This is a genomic window from Hoeflea sp. (genome assembly GCF_984452065.1).
Window position 1 is genome coordinate 1 of record NZ_CFHWAF010000132.1, and the last position, 12,570, is coordinate 12,570.

10 protein-coding genes, 2 tRNA genes and 1 pseudogene are annotated in these 12,570 nt (G+C 59.6%); 6 read left to right on the forward strand and 7 right to left on the reverse strand.

From position 1 onward, the window contains the following. Positions 1–258: pseudogene (locus tag AC5E6N_RS19540) on the forward strand (alpha/beta hydrolase); the annotation flags it as partial. Positions 259–347: 89 nt separating this feature from the next. On the opposite strand, the gene AC5E6N_RS19545 reads toward AC5E6N_RS19540, so the two are convergent. Continuing rightward, positions 348–1,511, reverse strand: a complete 1,164-nt coding sequence (locus AC5E6N_RS19545) for an anhydro-N-acetylmuramic acid kinase (RefSeq protein WP_491749385.1) — start codon at positions 1,509–1,511, stop codon at positions 348–350. 117 nt (positions 1,512–1,628) lie between these two features. Here AC5E6N_RS19545 and tyrS point away from each other — a divergent pair, with 117 nt between their 5' ends. After that, positions 1,629–2,882: a tyrosine--tRNA ligase gene (gene tyrS, locus AC5E6N_RS19550; protein WP_491749386.1), complete on the forward strand. Its 1,254-nt coding sequence runs from the start codon at positions 1,629–1,631 to the stop codon at positions 2,880–2,882. 11 nt (positions 2,883–2,893) lie between these two features. Here tyrS and AC5E6N_RS19555 read toward each other — a convergent pair whose 3' ends face one another. Further along, positions 2,894–6,430: a hypothetical protein gene (locus AC5E6N_RS19555; RefSeq protein ID WP_491749387.1), complete on the reverse strand. Its 3,537-nt coding sequence runs from the start codon at positions 6,428–6,430 to the stop codon at positions 2,894–2,896. 134 nt (positions 6,431–6,564) lie between these two features. Here AC5E6N_RS19555 and bcp point away from each other — a divergent pair, with 134 nt between their 5' ends. The 4 genes from bcp (at position 6,565) to AC5E6N_RS19575 (ending at position 10,946) form a co-directional block, all read left to right on the forward strand. Beyond that, positions 6,565–7,029 carry a thioredoxin-dependent thiol peroxidase gene (gene bcp, locus AC5E6N_RS19560; RefSeq protein WP_491749388.1) on the forward strand — a complete coding sequence of 155 codons (465 nt, stop codon included), beginning with the start codon at positions 6,565–6,567 and terminating at the stop codon, positions 7,027–7,029. 40 nt (positions 7,030–7,069) lie between these two features. Beyond that, positions 7,070–7,903, forward strand: coding sequence for a ferritin-like domain-containing protein (locus tag AC5E6N_RS19565; protein WP_491749393.1), 834 nt, complete (start codon positions 7,070–7,072; stop codon positions 7,901–7,903). Between the two features lie 77 nt (positions 7,904–7,980). Then, complete coding sequence (locus tag AC5E6N_RS19570; protein ID WP_491749389.1) at positions 7,981–9,249, forward strand: M23 family metallopeptidase; 1,269 nt, start codon at positions 7,981–7,983, stop codon at positions 9,247–9,249. Between the two features lie 290 nt (positions 9,250–9,539). Beyond that, the gene (locus AC5E6N_RS19575; protein WP_491749390.1) at positions 9,540–10,946 is read left to right on the forward strand and encodes a DEAD/DEAH box helicase; all 1,407 of its coding nucleotides are present in this window, start codon (positions 9,540–9,542) and stop codon (positions 10,944–10,946) included. Positions 10,947–10,975: 29 nt separating this feature from the next. On the opposite strand, the gene AC5E6N_RS19580 is transcribed toward AC5E6N_RS19575, so the two are convergent. From AC5E6N_RS19580 to AC5E6N_RS19600, 5 genes are all read right to left on the reverse strand, one after another. Beyond that, positions 10,976–11,290, reverse strand: a complete 315-nt coding sequence (locus AC5E6N_RS19580) for a TfoX/Sxy family protein (RefSeq protein ID WP_491749391.1) — start codon at positions 11,288–11,290, stop codon at positions 10,976–10,978. A 42-nt stretch (positions 11,291–11,332) separates the two neighbouring features. Beyond that, a tRNA-Arg gene (locus tag AC5E6N_RS19585) sits at positions 11,333–11,409 on the reverse strand. 30 nt (positions 11,410–11,439) lie between these two features. Then, positions 11,440–11,745 carry an ETC complex I subunit gene (locus AC5E6N_RS19590; protein WP_491688555.1) on the reverse strand — a complete coding sequence of 102 codons (306 nt, stop codon included), beginning with the start codon at positions 11,743–11,745 and terminating at the stop codon, positions 11,440–11,442. Positions 11,746–11,791: 46 nt separating this feature from the next. Then, positions 11,792–11,868 (reverse strand) — tRNA-Pro (locus AC5E6N_RS19595). 129 nt (positions 11,869–11,997) lie between these two features. Continuing rightward, a complete protein-coding gene (locus AC5E6N_RS19600) occupies positions 11,998–12,441 on the reverse strand; it encodes a TspO/MBR family protein (protein ID WP_491749392.1) in 444 nt (147 codons plus the stop codon). Positions 12,442–12,570: the final 129 nt, after the last annotated feature.

The window sequence follows — 12,570 nt, forward strand, 5'->3', positions numbered from 1 at the left end:
TTCCTTGCGCCCTGCCCCTCGTCCGGTCTGATCATCCACGGCGACGCGGATCGTGTCGCTCCGGAAAAGGACGTTCAGGGCCTCGTCGAAAAGCTCAAGACGCAAAAGGGCATCATGATCACCCAGAAGATCATGTCCGGTGCCAATCACTTCTTCAACGGTCAGGTCGACGATCTGATCGGCGAATGCGCCGACTACCTCGACAGGCGCCTGGCCGGCGAGCTGGTTCCCGAACCTGCCCCCAAACGGATCCGTTAGGCGCCGGAGCGGAAAATGACCAGCAAGGCGCGGCACGGCCGGCCCGACACCATCAAGCACATCCTCGTCGGCTTCCGCCTGGTCAGGCGTTAACCCGAGCCGGCATCCTTGCCGACGGGCATCGCCATCTTTCCACCTGTCACGGGCCGGCTGCAGCCCGTTGTCTCCGGCCATGTAAGCGCAAGGCCTTTTTGCGAGCGGATCGCAAGAAACGCCCAGGCTTCGGCCTCCATGGCGTCACCGTCCAGGCCCACAGCCTCGGCGGGAAGCACCGTCGCGTCATGCGCCGACAACAGGTTCTCCAGATCTTCCATGATCATGCGATTGCTTCTGCCGCCGCCGCATATCACCCAGGTTTTGGGAAGCTCGGGCAGGTTTCGTGACGATTTCAGGATGGCCTCCGCCGTCAGCCGCGCCAGGCTGCGCGCGCCGTCCTCAAGATTGGCCTCCTGCGGCTCCGGCGGCAGGAAATCGTTGCGGTCCAGCGATCGCCGCTCCGACGAGACGTCGAAGAACGCCGCGTCCAGATAGGGATCGATCAACCGGCGCAGCAACTGGCCCTCGCTGGCAATCGCGCCGCCCTGGTCAAAGGGAATTCCGGCTTTCATCTCGACCCACTGATCGATCAGCGCATTGCCCGGCCCGGTGTCGAACGCGGTCAGCCGGCCATCCGCATCGACGCTCGTTATGTTGGAAATGCCGCCGATATTGACGAAGGCCACAGGGTGTTCCCGGTCAAGGTTCCTCGTTAGCGCGCCATGATAGGCGGGCGCCAGCGGCGCGCCCTCCCCGTGCGCTCGCATGTCGTCGGCACGCATATCGTAAACCACCGGCAGGCCAAGCCGCCCGGCAAGCAGCGGCCCGTCGCCGATCTGAACCGTGAGGTGCCGTTCCGGTCTGTGCAACACCGTCTGGCCGTGAAAACCCACAAGGTCGATCCGGTCTGCCGACAGCGCGAATCGCGACAGATAGGTTTCCACCGCGTCGGCATGCAGCAGGGTAAGCTCGCGTTCGAGCTCGCCAAGATTGCCGGGACGCTCGTCGCGCTTGCGGATCGATTTTACGGTGTCCAGCGCGTCAGTGAGGCGCCGCCTGAAATCCGGCTTGTACGGAATCGTGAGAAAGGCGCCACGCTCCGCGACCGTATCGCCGTCGCTGCGGACCATCGCAACGTCGATTCCGTCCATGGACGTCCCGCTCATCAGTCCGATGGCGGTCACGACGTCCGCTTTGCCTGCTATGGCCGTGGTCATCAGCATCTCCGATACGATGCATTCAAACAAATGGCGTGAAATCGGTGAAAAAGGATGATAAACGCCCGCCGAACCGACACAAAACGCGCATCGCGACCCGGCGTCAAAGGAAAAATCATGTCCGCCTTCAAATCCGATTTCCTGCATACACTGAGCGAGCGCGGCTTTATCCATCAGACATCGGACGACAGCGGCCTCGACGATCTGTTCCGCAAGGAAACGGTGACAGCCTATATCGGCTACGATCCGACCGCCTCAAGTCTGCACGCCGGCAACCTCATTCAGATCATGATGCTGCACTGGCTGCAAAAGACCGGTCACCGGCCGATCGCGCTGATGGGCGGCGGCACCGGCATGATCGGCGATCCGAGCTTCAAGGACGAAGCCAGGCAACTGATGACGCCGCAGAAGATCGACGAGAATCTCGCCGGCATCCGTGCCTGTTTCTCCAGATACCTGTCCTTCGGCGAGGCAAAAACCGACGCTTTGATGGTCAACAATGCCGACTGGCTCATGGACATCAACTATGTCGAATTCCTGCGCGACGTCGGCCGGCATTTCTCGGTCAACCGCATGCTGACGTTCGACTCGGTCAAACTGCGCCTCGACCGGGAACAGTCGTTGTCCTTTCTCGAATTCAACTACATGATCCTGCAGGCCTACGACTTTGTGGAACTGAACCGTCGCCACGAATGCCGGCTGCAGATGGGCGGCTCCGACCAGTGGGGCAACATCGTCAACGGCATCGATCTCGGCCACCGCATGGGAACGCCGCAGCTCTATGCGGTGACATCACCGCTGCTGACCACGTCCTCCGGCGCCAAGATGGGCAAATCCGCCAGCGGGGCCGTGTGGCTCAACGCCGGCCTTTTGAGCGTCTACGACTTCTGGCAGTACTGGCGCAACACCGAGGACGCTGATGTCGGGCGCTTCCTGAAACTCTACACCACGCTGCCGATGGACGAGATCGCACGCCTCGAGGCGCTGGGCGGTTCCGAGATCAATGAGGTCAAGAAGACCCTTGCAACGGAAGTCACGGCCATTCTGCATGGCCGCGCCGCGGCCGAAGAAGCCGCCGAGACGGCCCGCAAGACCTTCGAGGAAGGCGTGACAGCCGAAAACCTGCCGACGGTCGAGATCGCCGCGTCGGAACTGGACGCAGGCATCGGCCTGCTCAGCTTGTTTGTTACGACGGGCCTCGCCACGTCCAATGGTGAGGCCAGACGTCACGTGAAGGGCGGCGCCGTGAAAATCAACGACAAGCAGGTCACCGACGAACGGCGCGCCGTCGACAGATCGGATCTGACCGGCGACGGCGTTGTCAAACTCTCGCTCGGCAAGAAAAAGCACATGCTGGTGCGGCCCGTCTGACTCGGCTCGCTCTACCGCGACTCGCTCCTGAAATTATACTGGCCCTCCGCTTCGACATTTGTGCTGTCGTTGCGGAACTGGAAAATCGACCTGAATATACCCGGAGCAATGAGGGAAATCGGATTGATGGCAAGGGTCGGATCGTCGAAACTTCCGGTCAGCCTGAACGTGATTCCGATCAGGCCGCGGTCGCGGCCGTTGCCGAGAATGACGCCCAGGACCGGGATCTCGCCAAATATCCGGTTGAGGCCGTAGGCGGGCATGAAAGTGCCCGTGATGTCCATGCCGGTGTCGCGGTCATAGACATCGCCCTGGAACGCGAAGCCAACCTCGGTTCCGCGGGCCACGCCGTCGCTTAAATGAAGAAAGCCGTCGCCCATGTCGATGCGGGCAAAGGCATATTGGAAATACGCCCGGCTGACATCGATATCACGGCGCACAGCCTCGTTGAGGCTTTCGCCGCCCTGCGGGCGCGTTGAGACGAGTTTCTGAAGATTCTCATCATCCACCACACTGAAATCGTTGATGTCGACCGTGCCGACATAGGGCCCGTCTGCGGACCTGGCCAACTCTATGTCCAGCGTGCCGCCCTGGATTTTGCTGTAGATGTCGGCAAAACGGACGGCGGCGCCCGCATCGTCGCTGCTTATGGTCAGGATAAGACCCGATCCGTCATGCTTGCCCACCGCATCGACCTTCTCGCCGCTCCTGGTGGTGGTTTGCAGATCCAGCCCCAGGATTGTGTTGCCGCGGCCGACATAGTCCATCTTGAAGGGTTGGACCGTCTCGCCGCCAAAACCGATGGCGCGGTCCGTCCTGATCCTCAGTTCGACCTTCTCTGCCGCTTCCCCGCCGGACTCGCCCTGCGTATCGGCCAGAAGGTGTTTGATCGACGATCTCAGGTCGACGGCCTCTCCCTCGACATTGATCGAATAGGTGCCGTCATTCCTGGTCAGATCGACCGAGAACGCATCGTCTCTGCTGAGCGATGCCCGCGAGATATCCGCCTTGATCAATTGACCGTTTCGCATTTCCAGATTGCCCGCGGCGGAAAATCCCTCGCCTTTGAGGTCGAAGTCCTTGATGGTGAAAGCACCGGGCAGACCCAGACCTTTCCTGGCTTCCTCCTCGGCCTGCGCGTTTGCCGTCTGCCGGGTTGCGCCGGTCTCGATGGGAACCAGTTCGAACGTCGCGGTGGCCTTGATACCTTTTCCTTTCGACCAGCCGATCCATGGGAGGATCAGCCGCGCCTCGGTAAAGTCCGCGTCAATTGCCTGCCGGCCCTCCTTTCCGAGCTTTGCCGTCAGGAAAACGGTTCCCTTCACCAGTTCGTTGAGCTGCGGCGCAAATTCCTCGCGATCTGCTTCGCTGACCTGGAATTTAACGGTCCTGTCCGACTCGACACCGTTGCCGGCCTCAAGAGGTTCGGTGAAGTCGACCTGCGATTGTATGCCGTTCAATTCGGCCTGCGCATCGATCCTGATCGTGGTTGTGTCGACATGCATTTTACCGGTGGCGTTGGTCACCTTCACGCCGTCGACCTCGGGTCCAATGCTGACACCGTCAAGGTCGAGATCCACGTCCCAGACCGGGCTTGGCGGATTTTGCTTCTGAACAAGACCGAACACGACATGAACCTTCGAGCTGACGGTTCCCTCGAAATCGTCAACCTTGTAAGGCGTGCGTTGCAGCGCGCTGATCGGGCGATAGGAGATCAACTCCGCAACCGCCGACGCCTCACCGGAAACCTCGATATCGAGCTCCGCCATCAGCGGCCGCGCATTCGTCTTGCCGATAACAAAATGGCCGTTGGCAACGTCGACGCTGCGTCCGGAGGCAAAATAGGACGAACCCTTGTCGATCTTCAGTTCCAGCCGGTTGCCGCGCAAGGTCAGCAGTCCGTCGGCATTCCTGACCGGCGGGATATCACCGGCAACGTCGAAGCGGGCGTTTTCGATGTTGAAGTCGATCAGAAGCTGTTGATCGTCGAGATGAAGCGCGTTCGGCAACGCCTTCGCCATACGCCCTTCGGGTATGAACACCCTGATCTGGCCATCGTTCACGGTGCCGCCAAACAGATTGTCGAGAACCCAGGACCTAGCCATTTTGGCGATCCAGTAGGGCCACAGCTGTTTGACCGACGCGGTATCCATCCTGTCTATATTGGCGACAAAGCTGATCTCCGGGCTGGTGTCCGAAAACTGCACGCTGGCGGAGGAAAACACGCTTCCCTCACGTCCCCTGACGATAAATTCATCGACATAGAGCCGCCTTTCGGCCCTCACGAATCGCCCGAACGCCTTCATCGCCACATTGACCGGCGGTTCCGTCGAATCCGTCGGGGCCACCCGTGCCCGGTTGACCAGCAGATCAATGGCGATTCCCTCGTCGGTCTGGTCCGGAAGATTGTGCAGGTCGATGATACCACCGTTGAAGCTGTAGGAAGATTTACCGATATCGAGTTGCGACTGTTCGATCTCAATCGATTTTCGCTTCGTATCCATCGCAAGCCGGATGCGGCTCGGCTTCAATTCGGCCGCCACGCCGTCCATGAAGAGGTCGCCCGCGGAGAAATCGAGAACGGCGTTCAGTTCCGATGCTTGTCCGGCGCCGCGGCTCAGAGCCGTCATCTGGATTTCGACATCGCTTTCCAGACGGAACTTGCGTTCCGGATTGTCGGACAACTCCCTGATCATCTTGCCCAGATGCACACCGGTTACGCGCGCATCGAGTTGCATCCTGTCTGTCTGCTCGCCGGACGGAGCTGCCTCGGCCGTCACCTGGATGTCCTGCCCCGCAAATTCCAGACCGGCCTCCACATTAAGACCACCCTCGCCGTCACTGGCGATCTCGGCCGAGCTCACCGCAATCGAACCGCTCCTGCCGACAACCCCCTCGAATGTCATGTCCGACAGGAATACGGAACGGGTCTCCCTGTCCTCCAGCGTCGCAGACAGGGTTTGCACAAGCGTCAACGCCCGGTCTGTCACCGGTTCGAGATCGGCGATCTCAAAAGGCTCTGCGCCTGCGTTTCCGGTTGTTCCGCCAGTTCCCCCGCCGCTCGCGGCATTGACCAGTCCGCCCTCGATTTCGATGTGGGAAATCTTGAGCTGTCCGGACAGAAGCGGCAGGATCTGCAGCGCGATCCTGGCTTTTGCCGCATGGATGACCTCAACGCCGTCGGCGATCCGCCGAAGCCCGACATCGCGCGCCTCCAGGGCGACCATCCCGTGTTTCGCCAACCGGAGCCTGGTATGGTCCACCGTCGCCTGATATTGATCGCCTGCGGCATTTTGCAGCAAAGCCTGCGCACGCCCCGTCAGCGAGCCGTCGGCCGCTCCGCTTTCCAGAAGCACCAGGGCCCCCAACACCAGCAGGATAATCAGGGCGGAAACAATGGCGAAGCCTCTGGCGCAATGATGAAACAATCCGTGGCGGGCCGGTGTGTTTACGATGATCGGATCATGTGCATTGGCCGAAGGCATCTCGTGCAGCGCGGGCGAATCGGGCCGCCTGTCTTTCTTGCCTCCGCCGTGTGTGTTCGTCATGGATTGCGTTCCGATGCCACAGGTGCAACATCCGACTCCCATTTTGTGGCCAGGGGAATTGGACGATTCTAACTCCAACTATATAGCACGGCATTCGTAGCAACAGCATCGCAGCACGACAGGAGAGCACATCAATGAATGAACTTGCCGAAGGCATGAAGGCGCCGGAATTTTCCTTGCCCCGAGACGGTGGCGAGACCGTGGCCCTTTCGGATTTTTCGGGTCGTAAACTGGTCCTCTTTTTCTATCCAAAGGACGATACCAGCGGCTGCACGGCCGAAGCCGTTGCCTTCACTGCGCTTGAGGACAAGTTCAAAGCCGCCGGCGCCGCCTTATTGGGCATGTCGCCCGACAGCGTGAAAAAGCACGACAAGTTCATCGCAAAGCACGAACTCTCCGTGCCGCTGGCGTCGGATGAGGAGAAAACCACCCTCGAAAGCTACGGGGTCTGGGTCGAGAAAAGCATGTACGGCCGTAAATATATGGGCGTCGAACGCTCCACATTTCTCATTGACGCGAACGGGAACATCGAGAAGATATGGCGCAAGGTGAAGGTGCCCGGACACGCCGATGCCGTCCTCGAAGCCGTCGGCGGATGACTTCCCGCCGGCGCGCCAGCGGTCATGGAAAGCCCGCACGATGACGGCCGGCGATATCCTTTCGTTCAGATCGCTGCGCGATGGCGCGAACAAGGCCATTCGCGCATGCGATCTCGACACGAAAACCGCGATCGCGCAGGAGGCGGCGCGGCGCTGGCACGCGCGCTCGATATCGCTGCGGTCTCCACTCGACGAACCGGTCGCGGAAAGGCCCGGGCGGCCTGAAAAACCCGAGCTTTTACCGCCCCGGCTCGTCAGGAAACGCAACCTCAATACGCTTGAAGGGCGCATTGCGTTGTTGCATGCGATTGCCCATATCGAGCTGAACGCCATCGATCTCGCGCTCGATATCGTCGCCCGCTTCGCCAGCGAACAGGTTCCGCTGACATTCTTCGATGGCTGGATGCAGGTCGCCTTTGAAGAAGCCAAGCACTTCAATCTGATCAGAAACCGGCTGCGCGCCCTCGGCGCCGATTACGGCGATCTGCCGGCCCATGACGGCCTGTGGCAGGCAGCGCACGACACACGCAACGATCTGAACGCCAGGCTCGCCGTTGTCCCCCTGATTCTCGAGGCACGCGGACTGGATGTGACGCCCTCACTGCAAGCAAAGATGATTGCGACCGGTGACAAGGAGAGCGCGGCCGTCCTCGACGTCATCTACAATGATGAAAAGAAACATGTCGCCATTGGCGCCAAATGGTTCCGCTTTCTGTGCCATCGACAGCACAAGAACCCGGAGGAAGCCTTTCGGAAACTGGTCCGCGCGAACTTCCGCGGGCAACTGAAGGCGCCCTTCAACGATATCGCCCGTGCGGAGGCCGGTCTCACTCCGTCATTCTATCGGAACCTGACCTCGGCAAACGCCTCTTAGAAACACGAACTCAAGCCTTTATTAACCTTAACGCAGTGTAATGGTGTCGTTGCAAGGACAGCATTGTGGGGGTAACCGTGTCGCAAAGTTCAGTGGGCCGCGTTTTCGGCAAACGCACAAAGCAACACACGATCATCCTGGCAAGCGGCGATCGGATTCGACACTGGACTGTCCGGCCATGGATGCTTGGCGTAACGGTGAGTGTTCTGGCCGTGTTCGCCATCGGCCATGTTCTTGGAACAACGTATCTGGTTCTGCGTGACGACCTCGTCGGTGCGGCGATGGCCCGGCAGGCGCATATGCAACATGCCTATGAGGACCGGATCGCCTCGCTGCGTTCGCAGGTCGACCGGATCACGAGCCGGCAGCTTCTCGATCAGCAGCTCATGGACGACAAGATGACCCGGCTTCTGGAACAACAGGCCATGTTGAGCACGCGTCACGGGCGTCTCGACATGCTGCTCAAAAGCGCTGATGTCGTTGAATTCGTACCGGAGCGGATTCCAGTGCCGACGGCACGGCCCGATGCGACCGACATCGAGGAGCCGCAACGTCGCGCGGACGCCGCGCCGAATGCCAGGCAGGCCCGCCTTGAAACGGCAATCGCCGACACGCACATTCGTGCCGGCCAACTCGCCTACGCGGCCCAGCCGGCACGACAGGCCGAGACGATCTTCGACAATGTCGTCGGTAGCCTGAGGACAATCGAGCAGGAGCAATTCGAAAAGGTACAGGTGCTGACGTCCAAAGCCTACCGGAATGCCGAAACGATACGCTCCATTCTCCTGAAAACCGGCGTGACGGCCAGTCTTGAAAACGCCGTGGGCGGACCGTTCATCAGCGCCGACAAGCCGAAGGCTTTCGACAGCTCGCTGAATGATCTCGGCGATGCTCTTGATACGCTGGAACAGGCCAGGACGCTGGCACGCCGGATCCCGATCGCACATCCCGTGCCGAACCATCCCATCAGCAGCCACTTCGGAAAGCGCAGGGATCCCTTCTTCAAGCGCCTTGCTCATCACGCCGGCATCGACTTCAAGACCCCGTACGGCCGGGAGGTCTTTTCCACCGGAATCGGCAAAGTCGTAAAAGCCGGCCGCAAAGGCGGCTACGGCAAGATGATCGAGATCGATCATGGCAACGGCATAACAACGCGTTACGCGCACCTGTCCCGTATCCATGTCAAGATTGGTGATACCGTTACGGTCGGCGAGCGCATTGGCGCGACAGGCAGCACCGGCCGTTCCACCGGACCGCATCTCCACTACGAAATCCGGCTCAACGACGTCGCCGTCAATCCCCAGCGGTTCCTGACAGCCGGCGAACAGCTTCGCAACTATCTTTGATGGGAAGCGCCGGACCGCCGGTGCAGATCGCTCCCGTACATACTTTATGTGGATGATCGGGCTTTATGTGGATGATCGGGCCGGCATTTTGCTCGCCCCGTGAATTTGTTCACAATACGACAGAATTAACTGTCTTTGCCACAAATACCCCATAATTGTTGCCGAACGGGTACAAATTCCGTGATTACCTTGACTTGCGGGGTTGATCGGACTAGTCGGGGCGCAATATGGACGAGGTGCGACGGCACCCCAATTACCCAAGGCTCTTAACAACGGAAACGACATTTCCTTTGGTAACATTTTCTGATCTTGGCTTAAGTCAAAAGGTGCTTTCAGCCGTCGAGGACGCTGGATACACCACGCCAACACCTATTCAGGCAGGGGCGATCCCGCCTGCCCTCGAGCACCGTGACCTGCTTGGCATCGCACAGACGGGAACGGGCAAGACCGCATCTTTCGTGCTTCCCATGCTGACGCGCCTTGAAAAGGGCCGCGCGCGTGCGCGCATGCCGAGAACACTCATCCTGGAGCCGACGCGCGAGCTCGCAGCGCAGGTCGAAGAGAACTTCGTCAATTACGGCAAGTATCACAAGCTGAATATCGCGCTCCTGATCGGCGGCGTTTCCTTCGACGAGCAGGACCGTAAGCTGGAGCGCGGCGCCGATGTGCTGATCGCGACGCCGGGCCGCCTTCTTGATCATTTCGAGCGCGGAAAACTGCTCCTGACGGGCGTCGAGATCTTCGTGATCGACGAAGCGGACCGGATGCTCGACATGGGCTTCATTCCCGATATCGAACGCATCGCCAAACTCATCCCCTTCACCCGGCAGACCCTGTTCTTCAGTGCAACCATGCCGTCCGAGATTCAGACGCTTGCCGACCGGTTCCTGCAGAACCCGGAAGAGATCAAGGTTGCGCCGCCGTCCACCACGGCCAATACGGTCACACAGCGGCTGATTGCATCCGGATCGAAGGACTACGAAAAACGCGGCGTGCTGCGCGATCTGATCCGCGAACAGGATGATCTGAAAAACGCGATCATCTTCTGCAATCGCAAGCGTGACGTTTCGGATCTCTTCCGCTCGCTTGAGAGGCATGAATTCTCGGTCGGCGCCCTCCATGGCGATATGGATCAGCGCGCCCGCATGACGATGCTGCATAATTTCAAGGAAGGAAACATCCAGCTTCTGGTCGCATCGGATGTTGCCGCCAGAGGTCTCGATATTCCCGATGTCAGCCACGTCTTCAATTTCGACGTCCCCGTTCATGCGGAAGACTATGTCCACCGCATCGGGCGGACAGGACGGGCCGGACGCACAGGAAAGTCCTTCACGCTGGTCGTAAAGCGGGACTCCAAACAGGTCGCCGCAATTGAAAAACTGATCGGCAAGGCCATTGAATGGCACAAAGGGGATATGTCCTCGATCATCGAGGACGAGACGGAAGCCGAAAAGCCGAAGTCGAAGTCGCGGCGCGGTTCCAAACAGGAACAGGGCGAAGCGCCTGGCCGGAACAGGAAGGATAAGAAGGACACGGTCGGCACATCAAAAGACGACACGTCCGGCAAGCGCAAGAAAGCGGCAAACAACAATGACGACAGGCGCCGCCCAAGACGCGGCGACGCTGACGATTCGCCGACGCCGATCGGCTTTGGCGATGAAATCCCCGCCTTTATGATGATTGGCGCCAAGCACTGAACAACGCGCCGAACGGCATAAACAGCTGACTATCTGGACCTTAACGCAGCATCGAACGCGATGCGGACCCATCGCGTGAGTTCATCGGGATCGTCCAGTGCCTCGTCCGGAATGGACCAGTACGGCATTTTGACCGGCTTGGTTTTTCCGTCATGGACCCATTGGGTGGAACCGGCCGCCTCGAACAGTCCGGCGCTTTCAGAATCGGCCTTCAGCAATATTTCACCATCAACCTCAAGAGCCAGAATGCGGCCCTGATGATATATGCCCTTGCCGCCGAACATGTTCTTGATCGTCACCGGTCCAAGGCCGTCAAACATGTCGCGGATCGCATCATTGTCCATGGCTTGTCTTCCCGCCCTCAGACACACAGGCTGACACGGAAATGGCGACCCCGGTAGGACTTGAACCCACAACCTAGCGCTTAGAAGGCGCTTGCTCTATCCGGTTGAGCTACGGGGCCATTTACAAATCCGCTTTCCGAAACAGCCCCTCAGTGTGTCCAGGGCTGACGCCGGTCGAAACGGAAATTGTCCGCATAGGCGACGCGCCTGCGCTTCGGCTCATGCGGTTCGATCACGCGGTACGCAATGCCGTTGCGTTCGGCATAGCTGACCGCCTCGTCGCGGCTTTCAAAGCTCAGCCTGATCTGCTGTTTCATATCCCCGGAGGACGTATAGCCCATGATAGGATCGATGGTCCGCGCAACTTCCGGATCGTATTCGAGCACCCACAGATGGGTCTTGGCCTTGCCCGACTGCATGGCCGTCTTCGCGGGGCGATAGATTTTTGCCGACATGCCAAACAACTCCATCCGATCCGGGCGCCGCCGCGCCTTCCGGCTCTGGTCGGAGCGGCAGGATTCGAACCTGCGACCCTCTGGTCCCAAACCAGATGCGCTACCAGGCTGCGCTACGCTCCGTCCATGATGCGACGGGAAATACACGCTTCGTCTTCCGCCTGCAATACGCTTTTCCGGAATTGTTCTCAATAATCAGGGCGCCGGCAATAATGCTCTCACCGATGCCGCGCCGTCGGGAAACACCCGCTGTCAGGAACGGTTCAACTGCCACATCCGCAGGTTCAAAAAAGCGGCGAAACTAACCCATGCGAGATATGGAACGAACAAGAACGCCGCCGTTGGTGAAAGCGGCCAGGCAAGAACGATGAACACCACGATTGTCAGCCAGAGACAGAGGATGTCGACAAACGCGAGTGCCATTTGCCGGCGACCGAAGAACAGCCAGGACCAGGCGGCGTTGAAGGCAAGCTGCAACGCCCAGACAGCCAGTGCCGGGCTCACCCCCTCGGTCCGCCAGACAAGCCAGCCGGCGATCGCTATAAAGAGATAAAGGGCGCTCCAGGCGACCGGGAAGGCCCAGTTCGGCGGCGTCCATTGCGGTTTTTCAAGAGACGCATACCATGCGCCGGGTTTGAAGATTGACCCGACCGCAGCGGCAGCAATGACGAGAACGAAAAAGACGATAAAAGACATCAAAACCCTCTACTCCGGTTTCGCCAGTCGGCGTGATTGCCTGCCCCGTAGATCACCTAGAGTATCGGGCGACCATATTGATCCATTTGATGATCCAAATCAGCTTGCTCGGCCAGGCGAACGGCGCCG

Coding starts and splice junctions, on each gene's coding strand:
- AC5E6N_RS19545 (WP_491749385.1), bottom strand. CDS start 1,511: ATGACCACGGCCATAGCAGGCAAAGCGGACGTCGTGACCGCCATCGGA.
- tyrS (WP_491749386.1), top strand. CDS start 1,629: ATGTCCGCCTTCAAATCCGATTTCCTGCATACACTGAGCGAGCGCGGC.
- AC5E6N_RS19555 (WP_491749387.1), bottom strand. CDS start 6,430: ATGACGAACACACACGGCGGAGGCAAGAAAGACAGGCGGCCCGATTCG.
- bcp (WP_491749388.1), top strand. CDS start 6,565: ATGAATGAACTTGCCGAAGGCATGAAGGCGCCGGAATTTTCCTTGCCC.
- AC5E6N_RS19565 (WP_491749393.1), top strand. CDS start 7,070: ATGACGGCCGGCGATATCCTTTCGTTCAGATCGCTGCGCGATGGCGCG.
- AC5E6N_RS19580 (WP_491749391.1), bottom strand. CDS start 11,290: ATGGACAATGATGCGATCCGCGACATGTTTGACGGCCTTGGACCGGTG.
- AC5E6N_RS19590 (WP_491688555.1), bottom strand. CDS start 11,745: ATGTCGGCAAAAATCTATCGCCCCGCGAAGACGGCCATGCAGTCGGGC.
- AC5E6N_RS19600 (WP_491749392.1), bottom strand. CDS start 12,441: ATGTCTTTTATCGTCTTTTTCGTTCTCGTCATTGCTGCCGCTGCGGTC.